The sequence below is a fragment of the Rickettsia endosymbiont of Ixodes scapularis genome, assembly GCF_000160735.1.
GTDB classification, from domain to species: Bacteria; Pseudomonadota; Alphaproteobacteria; order Rickettsiales; family Rickettsiaceae; genus Rickettsia; species Rickettsia tamurae.
Genome location: NZ_CM000770.1, coordinates 279,682 through 294,441, shown reverse-complemented (window position 1 = coordinate 294,441; position 14,760 = coordinate 279,682). Strand labels below are relative to the sequence as shown.

Genomic DNA, 14,760 nt, shown 5'->3' with positions numbered 1-14,760 from the left:
ACATTTAAAATTATGATTTAGCAATTAATTACAAGCCAAGCGATGCAGCAGCATATTGTGACAAAGGCACATCTTTGAGAAAATTAGGTAAATACCAAGAAGCCATTCACAGCTACGACTTAGCTATTAAGCATAAATCTGATTATGCTGAAAGTTACTTAGAAAAAGGTATTGTCTTAGTTAATTTAGGTAAACACAAAGAAGCTAAAGAAAATTTTAACTTAGCTTTTAAATACAAACCTAATCTTATAACAGAATATGAAGCAATAATTAAAGCTTTAAGAACAGTAGGAAATAATTTGATGGCTAATGAATTTGAAGAAAAATTACAAATACTAAAAAATAATTTGTAATTCTATGCAACCACAAAATCAAAATAATTTTACTCGTGGTTCACAAATTTTTGCTCATCAGATGAGAATGCTTGGGCAAGGCAGTATTAATGCTTTAACTATTGGATTAATATTTACTGTAGTTTGGCTAATGTGGCGTACATATCAGAAATTATCCTTAGTAAGTTTATATTATTTTATTATAGAGAGATATGTAGGGTTAAAACTTGCTATAGGAGAACATTTTTATCCTATAGATCAAATAGGTATTCAATTCTATTATTTAGAGCAAAAAGCTTGGGTTTATCGTAATGCTGAAGAATTTGTGCATAAATTTTGGCATGTTACACCGCATTCGCATAATATCAATCAATTTGAGCAATTTTTATTGCACTCAGCTTGGCAAGAAGGTATTATTACGTTTACTGTGGGAATATTTACTGCTATCATCTTTTTTATGTATCGAGGTAAAAAAGCTGTTATCCAAGATAAGATCAGGGGAGCAAATTTTGTAGAAGCAGGTATTTTAGCAAAAATGCTTTATAAAAACAAACAAGCTGCTAATATTTGCTTTTCTGGATTACCGTTGGTAAAAAATAGTGAAAGAAGACATATTCTTATTACCGGTACTACTGGTAGTGGTAAAACTAATATGTTAAATGAGCTATTACCTCAGATTAGAAAAGAGCGAGGTAGAGCAATTATTGTTGATTTAACAGGTAGCTCTACTGATCGATTTTTTGATCCCAAATGTGATAAATTGTTGAATCCTTTGCAAGATGGTACAGAGCATTGGCTACCGTGGAATGATTGTCATGAAATTTGGGATTATAATGATATAGCCAGTAGTTTTAGTAATTATAATCCAAAATTAGATGATTTTTTTGCTAAAAGTGCTGAGCTAGTATTAGCTGAAGGATTAAGATTATATCAGGATAGTAAAGACATCAAAAAGCTTGTAAATACTATTCTTTATGCAAATAATAAAGAATTTGCAAAAAGTTTTAAGAATAGTGCAATGTCCGGTATCATTAGCAGTAGTGCACCTGAGACTTCGTCCGGTATTCAAGCAACTATTAGTAAAAATATTGCAGCTCTGCAACATTTAAAGCCTGATGGTAGTATTAGAAAGTGGTTTACTGCGGACAAAGGTTGGTTATTTATAACTAGTATTCATAATACTCATAGTAATATGTGGTTTGTAATTGATGAGCTGCCAGCTTTACAAAAGATATCTTCACTCCCTATAGCTTTAGCTGAAAGCAGGAAATATGGTGGCTGCGTTGTTACAGGCATGCAGAATATTCATCAATTAGAGGAGATGAGGAGATATATGGCCATGCAGGAGCAGCTTCAATGCTTGATTTATTTGGCAGTAAATTTATTTTTCGAGTGAGTGATCAGCAGACAGCACATAAATCAGCTTTAATGCTTGGTGAGCAAGAAATTATTGAAACTCAAGAGAATCTCTCTTATGGTGCTAACTCCATGCGTGATGGAGTAAATATGCACAGCTTAGAGAAAAGAAAATTATTAGTAATGCCTTCTGAAATCATGAATCTAGAAGATCTTATCTGTTATGTAAAACTTGCGGGTAATTTCCCAATTACTAAATTACCAATGAATTTACAAACTTGATTTAAATCTAAAAACATAAAAGCCATTTTAATGGTATTTTTAAAAGATTTCGATTGTTTGATAGGGGGGATTACCTTATAAAGAAAAATCCTATTATAATACCCCTTTAAATCGCTAATTTAGTATTACGAGTTTTAGAGGTAAGCTGTGTATAAAATTTTTTTTGTTATTTCAGAATTTTTATAAATGATTTTTCAAACAGCAGAGTAAATTTTACAAGAAATATGTTTACTCTAAAGAACTAATAAAAGCTTCATCAAGACCAGTTACACTAGAAATTAAAGAAATATTGCAACCTTGAGCTAACATTTTTTTTGCTATCTCTACTGCTTTATTATATTCCCCTTCAGCTTTTCCTTCAGCTTTTCCAATCTGGATACCTTTAGCTTCACCAATTTGGATACCTTTAGCTTCACCAATTTGGATACCTTCAGCTTTTCCAATTTGGATACCTTTAGCTTCACCAACTTGTAAGCCTTCAAGAATACCTATTTCTTTCCCTTCTTGTTGCCAATGTTGTGCTAAACTTCTCATAAGCCTTGTTCCTATTTCTGGATTTAACTTTGTTGATAATAAATTCTCTAGTTTTATTTTATCAGCTTGCTCTATCTTCGTCAATGTATAATATAATATCATTTCTAAATAATCATATCCTATAGTTATTTTGGTTAATTCCGGCAGTATATCTGATATTTCTTGCCATCTCTTTAATAACTCCCTCTCATGTATATGCTTGAGAAAAAATTCTAATATCCCTGACCATATCCTTTGTTTAAACTCTTCATCAGGAATTTCATGGACATTCACTAACTGGTAATCATTAATCCATAATTCTTTTGCTAATTTGTTATTGGCAAATAAATCCCACAAATTCCTTGAAACATTGTATTTCGCCTGACTATTGTAAAATATCATTGGGTATACCAATGGTAAAGTCTTAGCTTTAGGATTTTGTATTAAATATCGCTCACAAATATTAATCATATATTTAAATAGCCTAAAAGCCATAAAATGATCTGCTTTTGATTGATGCTCGACAAGCAAAAATAAATATCCATCTTGTTTATCAAATTTGCATGAGAATAAAACATCAGAGATAGAATCTTTTAAAGAGCTTTCTACAAAAGTGGTGTTTTCCATTGCTAAACTAGGAAAATCTATTAAACTTTTAATATTTGGGGGCAAATGTGCATTAAAGAACTCATGGGCGACTAGAGGATTCTCGAGTGCCTTACGAAATATCTTATCATGCTTAGCTTTCTTCGTGCCTTTATCTGGATCACCAAGCAGGTTTCCTTGTTCACTCATATATTTACATTTTTTAAACTTGATAAATATTATTACACTATACTCTAAACTCTTATTCCTTGACTAAGCTTTACCTCAGATACTTGCTTTACTGCACTTTTTATTTCTTTAGCTATTTCTGAGCTTGGACTTATATACTGCATTACTTGTTTATCCCTTCCTATAGTATTTAAGTAATCTTCAGGAACGAGATGACTTTTGCCTTGAAAATCATGTACTACTATATCACAAAATCTTTTATCACCAAGATTATAATTAGGATCAAATTTATTCTGCATAATTTGTAAATCTTTCTTTATCTTCTGCTCTATTGCTGCTATGCAAATCTTGTTACTGTAGAGCATACAAGAATCTATACCTTTTTCTCTGTAGATTTGTATTGCGGTATTGATATTTTCTTCTGTGCCAAACTTTGCTAGAGCTGTTATTTGCTGTTGCTGCAAATTATTTAGTTCGTTATTATCGTTATTTGCAAATTTTGAAAATAGTAATTCTATAGACTGAAATTGTGATTTTCTATTATCATTTGTTTTCAATGATGATTTAAGTTCTATTGCATTGCTAGCTGCTGTTAATTTTATTATTTCAGGCTCTATAAGCTTGTCTATAGATTCTACCCCTTGGGATTTTAACATATCGTTAAAATCGCCTTTTTCTGGTGGTCGTATTATTGCTACCGTCGCTCCTTGCCTAATTAATTCTTCCTGAGCCTTAATTACAGTATTAACTGATACTGCGTCTTTGCCATCATTATCGGCAGCAATTATTATTCTTTCTCCTTTGATAGGCTCATAGTTCCTAATGTTACTTACACCTAAACTACAAAGAATTTTGCCCTTAATACCAGCTTCTGCAATGCTTAAAGCTGTCTCTACCCCTTCTGCTATAATCGTTATATTACTAACTGAATTATTGCCATCTTTACTGCTTTGTACGTTCTGCTGTTCGTTATTTTTATTAATCTCAACAAAAGAACCTCTGATTCTACCAAATGAACGTTTATTAACCTCAATATTAGCTTTATTATTTGTGTCTTTGTTTAAATAAATTGATTGTCCACCAGTAATATTACCATCTTTATTTCTAGCAAAAGCAATTAATGCAGGATAATATTGTTTGCTATTACTATCCCACATCATATTGGTTCTAAGATCGTTACTTAATTGATATCCTGTTAATATTTTTTCAATTCCACGATGTTCTGATAAATATCTTGTTGCTACATTATTAGGCATAGAATATTTTATAGAATCTGATTTTTCATATAATATTTCTGCCCTCTTAATTTTTGCCATTTCAGATTCTTGCTCTGTTTGAGTCTTAATTTGCCGCTTTTTGTTTGTTGATAAATTTACTGCTAGAGCTTCATCTACTTTGGTTGATATACTAACCATATCTTGTAAATATTTCTTAGCTTCTACAAAATCACAATTTTTTTCTCGTTGTACTAAAGTAAATAAATCTCCTCCCTCTTCTTTACTAAAATCATACCATATGCCAACTTTACTGCCATTTATCTTCATCGCTATCTTACCATCTTTCTCCCAGCGGAGTAACTGGCTATTTGATAAATGCTTATTTGGACTACCTAGTAAATTTCTTCCTATTTCTTCTGCTTTAAATGATAATCTTTGCTTTAATTCTACTGCTTCTTGTTTATTAATAGCATTATAATCTATTTTTTTCTTTGCCATAATATCCTCTTGTAACTTGATACTTATTGTTGTATCCTGTTTATTACAATTCTTGAGGTTATAAGAAGAGCGTGTCCGCTCTTCTTGGACTTTATGGCTTGTGGCAAGATTTGTGCTAGTACTTCCTAGGATCTCTGCTACTTTAGCAGGTGGCTCTAACTTCACTCTTAAGTGGTAATAGTTATCATTACTATGTAATCTATCCTTAATATCTTCTACTACCCCTTTAAACCAATTACCTACTTTATCTATAATATTAGGACTCTTATTTTCTTGATCTTGAATCGCTACTAATTCTTCTAAAGTTTTAAAATTAATGCTAGATAGCCTATTATCTATTTTGTTAAGTTGTGATATTAAACTTGCTATATTTCTTGTACTGTCCTTATTATAGTAGAGTTTTACCTCTTCTATGTGCCTCGTCATCGCTACATAAGAATTTCTGCTATTTCCTGCTAAATTATGTAATACATAGACATCTTTAATTGAGGCTCCTTGTGCTTTATACACTGTAGAAGCATAGCCATGTTTAAAGCTTACATCTTGAGGATTAAATTCTATTTCTTTCCCGCTATCTGTTTTAGCAACAAACTTATCGTTACTGACTAGAGTTATCGTTGCAAATTCACCATTTTCTATTTGTAAATCTTTATTTGTACTTTTAAACAAAATACGATCTCCTGCCATATAATCTTCATGCTTTTCAGATGAAATATAGTCTCTATATTCTTTACCGGTAAGTAAGCGGTAAGTAAGCCTTTAGCTTTTAGTAACTCCCTGATCCCTTGATTAATACTATCTACTTCAGCATTACGCATGGTAATTATTAAACGCTCATTCAGAGCAAATTTGCTGTTACTCCAATCGTTAATTAATCTTACCATTGATTCTTCTAGCGTATGATCAATCTTTAAACATTTATGCTGTTCTAGTAATTGCAGGCCACCAGCAATATCTGATTTTGCAAAGCATTAAGCCATTTCTCTTGCCCATGCCTTGCTTTGTCTTCTAATGTTACTTAATTCATATGAGCCAAATTTACTAGCCAATACTGTAAACATTCCTCCTCGCTCAACGGAAGTGAGTTGTCTCTCATCTCCAGCCAATATCAGATTACAATTATTACTCCTTGCTACTTTTAGTAATTCTAAATAATCACTATTACCTACCATCCCTGCTTCATCTACTACTAGCGTAGTATTTCTTGGTAGATTAGCTTTACCATTATACAATTTAAATAAAAATCCTTTTACTGTATGACACTTCCGGTAACCTTTACTTTTAAGCTCTGATGCTGCTTTATGAGTAGGGCTAAGCCCTATAACATTTTGCCCATGATTAGTGGCAATTTTATAAACTTCAGCAAGTACTTGTGACTTACCGGTGCCAGCTCTACCTCGAAGGATTCTAATACCTTGACTATTAATTAAAATATGTTGCAGGCTTGCTCTTTGTGCTTCATTAACACTGGTAATATTTGCGATATCACTTTTAAGCTTAATAACGTTATTAAAATGAATCTGGCTATTTACCTTATCTGCTATTCTAACTATCCTTAATTCTTCATCCAGTATATCTTTAGTAGTATAGTATTTAGTATCCGTGCCATCTTCATTATATAGTTTTACCAGCCTATCTGAATTTAATACCTCCCTTATTAGTTTTTGCTTTGCTGCTTCTTCTGGAATCTCTTTTACTGCTTTTTCTAGATCCAATTTAGTAAAAATAGCTTGATGACGAATCATGCGATCAAGTATCCCATCTGCTCCTTTGATGATTTCAAGATGGGCTAGCTTACATATTTTATTTTGCTCTGCTATTTCATTGATAATACTTCGCATTCTAGTAGGGCCAACATGCTGCTGAGGCACGAAACTTATTGGATCTACCCGATTTTCTAGACCTAACTGAGCAAAATATTTATTTAAATCTACTGCCTTAGCTCCTAAGGCTTTACCATCTTCTGTGAATCTTCTGGTAGTAACAAGCAGATGGGCATGCCAATTCTTCTCTCCATCATGTGGCTTGTGAATATCAACTTGAACTCCTAGACCATTTTTTACCCACCCCATCTCCTCAATGATTTTGTGAGTAATGGTAATCCTATCTTGTAAATCTAATTCCTTATCATCAGGCAGTGCTATAACTACATCTTTTAATAATTGACTATTTTTTCTTGTCTCTAGACGTTCTACCTCATTCATCAAGATTCTAGGATCTTTGAATTTTTGATCTACATAATTAGGCAATAATACTGCATGATAAACATTATCGCCTTTTTTGCTAAAATTATAAGTAATGTTAGTTCTTTCATCTTTAATAATTAGCCTGGCATTATAAGCATCTTTCAAACAAGCATTTCCTCCTGAACTCCTACTTACTATTTCTATTCTTGCAAACTGTATTACCATGATTCTTTTTATGATTATTACAATCCTGCATTACATTAGCATGAATGTTTTTCATCATCCATTGAATCAGCAATAAATCAGCACACAATAAACGATAGTTTATATATTGCGTAGTGCGACACGATGGCACTAAATTAAAGTCTGCAAGTATATTGCGTAGTGCGACACGATGGCACTAAATTAAAGTCTGCAAGTATATTGCGGCTAGGTTGCATTTAGACCTAATTACTATTATTGCGGTGCAAGATTGGTAACGTTCTTGTGCTAAGCGCAATAAGAAGCCTAACTAAATTACTAATCTGGATGGGAAATAGGGGCAAGGTAAAGTTAAAATTGGTTAAACGAAAGTGAATCTTTGTTTAGAAAATATCGTAAATATCTTACTACATGACAATTTTTAGAGATGTAAGGACTAAAGGATTGAATTTTGCTGATAATTCATGATGATAACGGGGAAAGAACTTGGTTTACATATGAAAGATCATTCCGCCCCTCTAGTCGAATTATTACAAAAACATATTTCGCTTAATTTATCAAGAGCAAAATGTTTAGGATTATTTATCATTTCAATGCTTAACAGCAGGACAGTAAACATGTCATTGTTATGCAATAGAATGCCGTCTGGGATTAAAGCAGCTTCATGGTATAGAAGGATGCAAAGATTTATCTCTGAAATCTCAATATCATGGAGAGTATTACCTGTTATGTTAGTCATGATGACTGGGTTTGAGCAGGAGCAAAAATGGGTATTGTGTTTAGATAGAACGAATTGGAAATTTGGTAAACGACATATAAATATTTTATATTTAGCTGTCAGTTTTCATGGTATAGCGATCCCCCTTTTTGGAATTTTCTAAGTGATAAAAAGTGTGGTAACTCTGATTATATTGAGCGTATTGATCTGATGGAGTGTTTTTTAGAAGTTTTTGACAAAGACCGCATTGAAGCATTAACCGCTGATAGAGAATTTATAGGTAAGGAATGGCTCTCTTGGCTTAGAACAAATCAAATAAGATACGTTTTTCGAGTTAGAGAAAATAGACAATATATCAGTAATGCAAGGGGAAAAATGGTTAAAATACAAGAGTTATTTCGCCCTCTAGCCATAGGATCGCATGTGAGTTTGTCACAACGTAGAATTGGTACAAAAGGTGAAATATTTAATGTAGTAGGGATCAGAAATAAGAAGAGTGAACTTGCAGTCTTAATACATAGTGATGAGATCAAAAATCCTGCTGAGATTATATGCTCAAAGATGGCAAATTGAAACAATGTTCAAAGCTTTTAAATCAGCAGGATTCAACTGTGAAGCAACTCATATTACTAATGATTTACGATTAGATACATTGATGCAAATATTGTCTATTGCATTTTGCCTAGCTTATCAAACTGGAGAGATTATAGTTTTAGATAAACCAATAGTTATTAAAAAACATGGTTATAGGCAAAATAGTATATTTCGTGTTGGATTAGATACATTGGTTAATATCTTGTATAATATTTCTACTCAATTAGTACGTTTAGTACGTTGGATACAGCTGTTGTCCTTGATATTCCAATATCCAAAGATGATAAAATGAAAAATTGTCATGTAGTAAGCAAGTTTCCAATTCGTTCTATCTAAACACAATAACCATTTTTGCTCCTGCTCAAACCCAGTCATCATGACTAACATAACAGGTAATACTCTCCATGATATTGAGATTTCAGAGATAAATCTTTGCATCCTTCTATACCATGAAGCTGCTTTAATCCCAGACGGCATTCTATTGCATAACAATCAAGGGAAAATCCTATCTTTTACGTACAATATGCTCATGTGAGAACGATATCTATTTTATCAAAAGCTAGAGAATTAATGCCGGAATCTTATAATAGCTTTGAAGCAAGTAAGTATGATTTATCTTTATTATCGTCAGAAGAAGAAATTGAGATTATAAAACTTTTAGCTGCGTGGACAAAAACATTAGAAGCATCTACAAAATATTTTGAACCACATCGCATCGCATTTTATTTAATAAATTTAGCTTCAAAATTTCATTCTATGTGGAATTTCGGTAAAGAAAATAGCGATTATAGATTTGTAATTGAGAGCAATAAAGAATTAACTCTAGCACGTCTTGCTCTTGCAAGTGCCATACAGAAAGTTATAGCTAGCGGTCTCGAAGTGATAGGTGTAGAACCAATGAACAAAATGTAGTTAGGTTTTTATCGTTATTGCGATGATTGTGTGCCACGAGTGCAAAGGAAGTTACATGAAGCCATATAATGTAAATTGAATTTGTACGTAACTATATAAGAGATGGAAGTAGGCCTTCCGAAGCCGTTTTACAGGAAAAGGCTTCAAACCACTCTAAGCTGCGTTGGTAAAGAGCCAAGGTGGTGAGCGTTAGAGAAAAGGTATCTTGCAAGGTATCAGGTAAGAATTAAGGAGATGAAGCGATTAAACCACTGCTGAAGTGTCGAAAGCGTATAGATGAGATCAAAACTGAGGGGTAGTCGTTAACTCAGGATAAATTTGGCGGAAACCTGTTTACTGGTCAAGTGGTCTCCGGCATAGAGGTGGCATGAACTTGATTTAGGCTCTTATGTGGAACGTGGGAACTTGTGTATTGATGCAAAGGGAGCGATGCAAGTGGAAGCCCCACGAGTATCTGAGTACCAAAGCAGTACATAGGGGTGGATTGGCTCGTAGTAGTGATGAAGCTGTTGAAAGGCAGTGGAGCAAAGGGGTTGAGTTATCCGTTTTATTGATTAGTCAACTAATAAGAATTGGGAGGAGCTAAATTGAATAAAACAAAACCATTTTGTATTTCCAATAAAAGTATTATGGCAGCTTGGGAAAGAGTTAAAGCGAACAAAGGTTCCTATGGGGTTGATGAAGAATCAATTGAAGATTTTGCATTAAACTTAAAGGATAACCTTTATAAGTTATGGAACCGGATGTCATCTGGTACATATTTTCCTCCACCTGTAAAGGCGGTAGAAATAGCAAAATCAGATGGGAGCAAACGCTTGTTAGGTATTCCAACTGTGGCAGATAGAATTGCACAAGCAGTGGTTAAAGATCAGCTTGAGCAATTAGTGGAGCCAAAATTTCATGAAGATTCTTATGGATATCGTCCTAAGAAATCAGCATTGGATGCAGTTGGAGTAGCAAGGCAGCGATGTTGGCAGCAAGATTGGTGTATTGATCTGGACATCAAGAATTTCTTCGATAGTTTGGATCATCAGTTAATGATGAAAGCCATAAGATTTCATAGCGAGGAGAAGTGGATCCATCTTTATGTGGAGCGGTGGCTTAAAGCCCCTTTACAATTGGAGAGTGGAGAACTGATAGAAAGGCAGTCTGGTACTCCTCAGGGAGGAGTAGCGAGTCCTTTGTTGGCAAATATTTTCATGCATCATGCATTTGATAATTGGATGAGAAGGCACTATCCGGAAGTAAGGTTTGAGCGTTTTGCAGATGATATTTTAGCACATTGCAGTTCACAAAAGCAGGCTAAGAAAGTACTGGAGGAGATTAAGATTAGACTAAAAGAGTGTGGTCTTGAACTACACCCAGAAAAGACAAAAATAGTGTATTGTAAAGATGATGATCGAGGAGGCTCTTATGAGTATGAAAGCTTTGATTTTCTTGGCTATACATTTAGACCACGATTATCAATGAATAAATATGGTAAAACTTTTGTTAACTTTTCACCTGCAATTAGTAAGCAAGCTGCAAACCGTATCAGAAAGGAGATAAGGAGTTGGAGAATACATCTGCGAAGTGATAAAACTATTACTGACCTAGCGAGGATGTTTAATGCACATGTACAAGGATGGGTAAATTATTATGGACGATATTATAAATCGGCTATGTATCCATTTTTACGTAATATGGAGCGTTTTCTAACACGTTGGGTAATGAGGAAATACAAAAGATTCCAAGGTTATAAGAAACGAGCAAGGAATTGGTTAGGGTGTGTGCGAAAGCGTGAACCTAGACTATTTGTTCATTGGAGGTTAGGCCTTGGATCAAGGTTTGGATAATGGGAGCGGTGTAAGCTGAGAGGTTTACGCACCGTTCTGCGAGAGACTGAAGGGGAGGTTCCTTCGGTCTACTCACCTTATAGTTTGTGCAAAATCTGAAAGCTCTTGTATTAAAGCAAAGAAGATAATTAACGATTGGTTAAATATCAGAGGATTAACATTATCAGAGGAAAAGACCAAGATACTCCATATTAAGGAAGGGTTTGACTTTCTGGGATTTAATATCCTAAATAGGGTCTGTCAGATTTTTTGTGTAAGTACGATTTCTCCATTTGCCCAATTTTGTAAATTAGTATCACAAAGTATAGCAAATTGATTTAAAGCCATGGCCCAATTCTTAATAGGCATTGTCCATTTTTTAGAAGCATTTGTCAATGCTAAAAAGATTATTTTCTGAATCGATTTATCATCTGGAAATACCCCCTTATTTTTTATAATTTTATGAATTTGACGGTTAGTTGATTCAATAGCATTAGTAGTGTAAATCGCCTTTCTAATGTCTTCCGGAAAGCTAAAGAACGGAGCTATTCCAGACCAATTTCTCTGCCATATATCAAAAATAACTGGATATTTTTCATCCCATTTTTTAGCAAAATTTTGTAATTCTCTTAATCCCTCTGCTTCATTTATTGCAGAATAAACTGCCTTTAAATCAGCTGTTACCAATTTTAAATCTTTATATGATACGTATTTTACAGAGTTTCTTACCATATGAACAATACACAGTTGTACTGTGGTTTTTGGGAAAACGCTATTTATTGCTTCTGGAAAACCTTTAAGACCATCAACACACGCAACATATATTTGTTCTACACCACGATTCTTCAGTTCTGTTACTACTTGCATCCAAAATTTAGATCCTTCATTCTTGCCTATCCAAATACCTAATAGTTCCTTCTTGCCTTCTATATTCACGCCAATAGCTAGATAAACTGCTTTATTTATTATTATATGATTGTCTCTTGCCTTAACATGAATACAATCTACATTATAGGATATACACTATCAAGTGCTCTATTCTGCCACGCAGTAACTTCCTCTAAAATGCCATCAGTTACCTTTGATATTAACTCAGATGATACTTTGGTGGCATATAGTTCTTCTAAGTGCCCTTGTATTTCTCGAATAGTCATTCCCCTAGCATATAAAGATATTACTTTATCATCAAATCCTTCAAATCTCCTTACTCCTTTTGGAATTAGTTGAGGTTCAAATTCTCCTTCCCGATCCCTTGGCACTTCTACTATCAATTTACGACCCTCGGAATCTATTAGAGTCTTTTCATAATTGCCATTACGTCTATTATCTGACTCCTTGGTATTCTTAGAATGCTTCTCATAACCTATATGAGATTCCATTTCTTTTTCTAAAATCTTATTTACTATCTGCTTTTTAATTTCCTGAAATATTCCTTCTTTGCCAAATATCTCAGATGGATCACTTTGTGATAGTATTTCTGATACTACTTTTTCTATAGTCGGATTTGATACTTTACTCTTATTCTTCATATTAGCCTCATGTAAGTTGTTTTAATTAATTTTATTCTTAACTATTTTTATAACTTACACAAACTTTCTGACACCCCCTGCAATTGTAATAAAGCTATTTTTGAGACGTATGTCAAGGATATACTCATTAAAGAATTAAGGGCAGGACAAGTCGTAGTAATGGATAATATTAATTTTCATAAAAACTCTAAGGTAAAAGAATTAATTGAATCGGTAGGGGCAAGTATTTTATTCCTTCCTACTTACAGTCCTGATCTTAATCCTATAGAACATTATTGGTTTAAAATTAAACATCAAATTAGAAAAGATACTAGTAACTTTACATATTTTTTTGATGCTGCTTATCACGTATTACAAAAAGTAACTACCTTACCTGCTTAAGCTATACCCGCCATTTAATTAGCATGGGTGGGTTAGTTGTGAAAGCTAAACTTGATGATTTACCTACTAATAGTTTATTGGGAGCTTTTGTTTCTTTGAAAAAAGAATTAATACAACACCCGAGTATCCAAGATCAATGGACCAAAACTGGCAAAAATATTTTTGATAATCAAGAATTATGATAATTAGTCCGTCCGCCAAAATTCAAAAAAATATCACTTGTGGCACTAATTTCCAAAAATAGTGCGATTTTATAGAGCAAATTACTTGATTTTGAGGGCTAATTTCAAATTTTTGTATCAAAAAACATACTATTTCCCAAAACATACTCAATTTTCTCATTGCCATTTTTTCGTATTTCCATAAGCTTTTGATATAAAACTTTTCATTTTCTTATGAATTTTACTATTACTTTTTGCCTTAAAACCCCCTAATCTATAGGGCTTATAGAGTTTTGGTGGATGGACTAATTAATATCAATATAATATATAAACTAAAGAACCCTCAGCTATAAGCTGAGGGGTTATAAAGTGGAATCGATTAGAAATCGATCATCATTCACAGGTTCACCTTCCTGTTCATCAATATAGTGCTGTATCATTTCATCAGTTATATTACCTGAACTGACCGCCATATAGCCCCTAGCCCACAAATGATTGCCCCAAAATTGTTTTCTTAAATGAGCAAATTCTTGCAATAAAATTCTTGAGCTACTACCTTTTAAATACTGTACTAACTTGCTAAGAGATATTTGTGATTTATATGAGATAAACATATGCACGTGATCACATGATATTTTCCCTGAAATTATATATACTTCATGTTCCATACAAATCTGCCTTAGTAAATCTCTAGCCCTTTCCGCTACTTTGCCTATCAATACTCTCTTCCTATATTTTGGTATCCATATAAGATGTACTTTTAAATCATACTGACTATGACTATTCTTTCTATAACTTCTCATGTTTCTTGATATAAATTCATTGCTAAAGCAATTTCATTATATCTTCCCTTCGCCTGAAGGCGAGGGATTTCTTATCCCCGAAGGGGGACATTAATTATTTTGGTTGAGGAGTAGATAAATTGCATAACATCTGATACTTCACATTATACTATTAAACCCTGATATTATATCAATATTTGGTTACCCATACTAAAAGTCATATATTTTTATATCATTATCAGAGCCATCTTTTTTATTGACACTTGGAGTACTATACTGCTCTTCATTATTAGTTTCTATAATTTTTGATGTCATTTCATATAATGTAATCAATGGTTTTTGATCTTGATTGAAAAAATGCATATTATACTTGACTATACTTGTATTAGTGTTTCTTTTATCAAGCTCCCAAAAACAAAAAGTAAGATTATCAAATTTATTACTATGTAAAATAAATCCACTAAGGTGGAAAGGAACAATAATTTTATTTTTTTCAGGATTAATACTTTT

At 33.1% G+C, this 14,760-nt stretch carries 10 protein-coding genes and 6 pseudogenes; 9 read left to right on the top strand and 7 right to left on the bottom strand.

Features of this window, described 5'->3' with window-relative positions:
* Positions 1-8 precede the first annotated feature (8 nt).
* Positions 9-353, top strand: a pseudogene (locus REIS_RS01480) (tetratricopeptide repeat protein); the annotation flags it as partial.
* A gap of 4 nt (positions 354-357) precedes the next feature.
* Positions 358-1,970: pseudogene (locus REIS_RS01475) on the top strand (type IV secretion system DNA-binding domain-containing protein).
* A 228-nt stretch (positions 1,971-2,198) separates the two neighbouring features.
* Here REIS_RS01475 and REIS_RS01470 read toward each other — a convergent pair.
* From REIS_RS01470 to REIS_RS16830, 4 genes are all read right to left on the bottom strand, one after another.
* Positions 2,199-3,278 (bottom strand): Rpn family recombination-promoting nuclease/putative transposase, encoded by a 1,080-nt coding sequence (locus tag REIS_RS01470; RefSeq protein ID WP_008579478.1) that lies wholly within the window; start codon positions 3,276-3,278, stop codon positions 2,199-2,201.
* 44 nt (positions 3,279-3,322) lie between these two features.
* Positions 3,323-5,659, bottom strand: a complete 2,337-nt coding sequence (locus REIS_RS16840) for a toprim domain-containing protein (RefSeq protein WP_371256046.1) — start codon at positions 5,657-5,659, stop codon at positions 3,323-3,325.
* A complete protein-coding gene (locus REIS_RS16835) occupies positions 5,608-5,856 on the bottom strand; it encodes a hypothetical protein (RefSeq protein ID WP_371256047.1) in 249 nt (82 codons plus the stop codon). The genes REIS_RS16840 and REIS_RS16835 overlap by 52 nt, the downstream gene beginning before the upstream one ends.
* Positions 5,857-5,943: 87 nt before the next feature.
* On the bottom strand, positions 5,944-7,383 hold the full coding sequence (locus tag REIS_RS16830) for an AAA family ATPase (protein WP_371256113.1): 1,440 nt from the start codon (positions 7,381-7,383) through the stop codon (positions 5,944-5,946).
* Positions 7,384-7,823: 440 nt separating this feature from the next.
* Between REIS_RS16830 and REIS_RS01460 the strand changes: the two genes are divergently transcribed.
* The 3 genes from REIS_RS01460 to REIS_RS15340 are packed head-to-tail and all read left to right on the top strand — an operon-like array spanning position 7,824 to position 8,963.
* Positions 7,824-8,240, top strand: a complete 417-nt coding sequence (locus REIS_RS01460) for a hypothetical protein (RefSeq protein WP_008579269.1) — start codon at positions 7,824-7,826, stop codon at positions 8,238-8,240.
* A gap of 47 nt (positions 8,241-8,287) precedes the next feature.
* Positions 8,288-8,650, top strand: a complete 363-nt coding sequence (locus tag REIS_RS15345) for a transposase (RefSeq protein ID WP_008579477.1) — start codon at positions 8,288-8,290, stop codon at positions 8,648-8,650.
* A 4-nt stretch (positions 8,651-8,654) separates the two neighbouring features.
* Complete coding sequence (locus REIS_RS15340; RefSeq protein ID WP_008579475.1) at positions 8,655-8,963, top strand: hypothetical protein; 309 nt, start codon at positions 8,655-8,657, stop codon at positions 8,961-8,963.
* Here the strand turns inward: REIS_RS15340 and REIS_RS11965 are convergent.
* Positions 8,891-9,163, bottom strand: a pseudogene (locus REIS_RS11965) (transposase); the annotation flags it as partial. The gene REIS_RS15340 and the pseudogene REIS_RS11965 sit on opposite strands and share 73 nt — an antisense overlap.
* Between REIS_RS11965 and REIS_RS01450 the strand changes: the two are divergent.
* Together REIS_RS01450 and ltrA are read left to right on the top strand one after the other, a co-directional pair.
* Positions 9,161-9,583: pseudogene (locus REIS_RS01450) on the top strand (DALR anticodon-binding domain-containing protein); the annotation flags it as partial. The pseudogenes REIS_RS11965 and REIS_RS01450 sit on opposite strands and share 3 nt — an antisense overlap.
* 587 nt (positions 9,584-10,170) lie before the next feature.
* Positions 10,171-11,418 carry a group II intron reverse transcriptase/maturase gene (gene ltrA / locus REIS_RS01440; RefSeq protein WP_037214589.1) on the top strand — a complete coding sequence of 416 codons (1,248 nt, stop codon included), beginning with the start codon at positions 10,171-10,173 and terminating at the stop codon, positions 11,416-11,418.
* Between the two features lie 240 nt (positions 11,419-11,658).
* Here ltrA and REIS_RS10780 read toward each other — a convergent pair.
* A pseudogene (locus REIS_RS10780) lies at positions 11,659-12,926 on the bottom strand (IS256 family transposase).
* Between the two features lie 81 nt (positions 12,927-13,007).
* Here REIS_RS10780 and REIS_RS01425 point away from each other — a divergent pair.
* Together REIS_RS01425 and REIS_RS01420 are read left to right on the top strand one after the other, a co-directional pair.
* Positions 13,008-13,307: pseudogene (locus REIS_RS01425) on the top strand (transposase); the annotation flags it as partial.
* Positions 13,277-13,489, top strand: a complete 213-nt coding sequence (locus tag REIS_RS01420) for a conjugal transfer protein TraD (RefSeq protein ID WP_256377133.1) — start codon at positions 13,277-13,279, stop codon at positions 13,487-13,489. The pseudogene REIS_RS01425 and the gene REIS_RS01420, both read left to right, overlap by 31 nt.
* A 341-nt stretch (positions 13,490-13,830) precedes the next feature.
* On the opposite strand, the gene tnpA is transcribed toward REIS_RS01420, so the two are convergent.
* Positions 13,831-14,271, bottom strand: a complete 441-nt coding sequence (tnpA, locus tag REIS_RS01415) for an IS200/IS605 family transposase (RefSeq protein WP_008579210.1) — start codon at positions 14,269-14,271, stop codon at positions 13,831-13,833.
* Positions 14,272-14,760 lie beyond the last annotated feature (489 nt).

Excerpts from the sequence above, each read along its gene's own strand:
- REIS_RS01470 (WP_008579478.1), bottom strand. The coding sequence starts at position 3,278 with ATGAGTGAACAAGGAAACCTGCTTGGTGATCCAGATAAAGGCACGAAG.
- REIS_RS16840 (WP_371256046.1), bottom strand. The coding sequence starts at position 5,659 with ATGGCAGGAGATCGTATTTTGTTTAAAAGTACAAATAAAGATTTACAA.
- REIS_RS16835 (WP_371256047.1), bottom strand. The coding sequence starts at position 5,856 with ATGGTAAGATTAATTAACGATTGGAGTAACAGCAAATTTGCTCTGAAT.
- REIS_RS16830 (WP_371256113.1), bottom strand. The coding sequence starts at position 7,383 with ATGGTAATACAGTTTGCAAGAATAGAAATAGTAAGTAGGAGTTCAGGA.
- REIS_RS01460 (WP_008579269.1), top strand. The coding sequence starts at position 7,824 with ATGATGATAACGGGGAAAGAACTTGGTTTACATATGAAAGATCATTCC.
- REIS_RS15345 (WP_008579477.1), top strand. The coding sequence starts at position 8,288 with ATGGAGTGTTTTTTAGAAGTTTTTGACAAAGACCGCATTGAAGCATTA.
- REIS_RS15340 (WP_008579475.1), top strand. The coding sequence starts at position 8,655 with ATGTTCAAAGCTTTTAAATCAGCAGGATTCAACTGTGAAGCAACTCAT.
- tnpA (WP_008579210.1), bottom strand. The coding sequence starts at position 14,271 with ATGAGAAGTTATAGAAAGAATAGTCATAGTCAGTATGATTTAAAAGTA.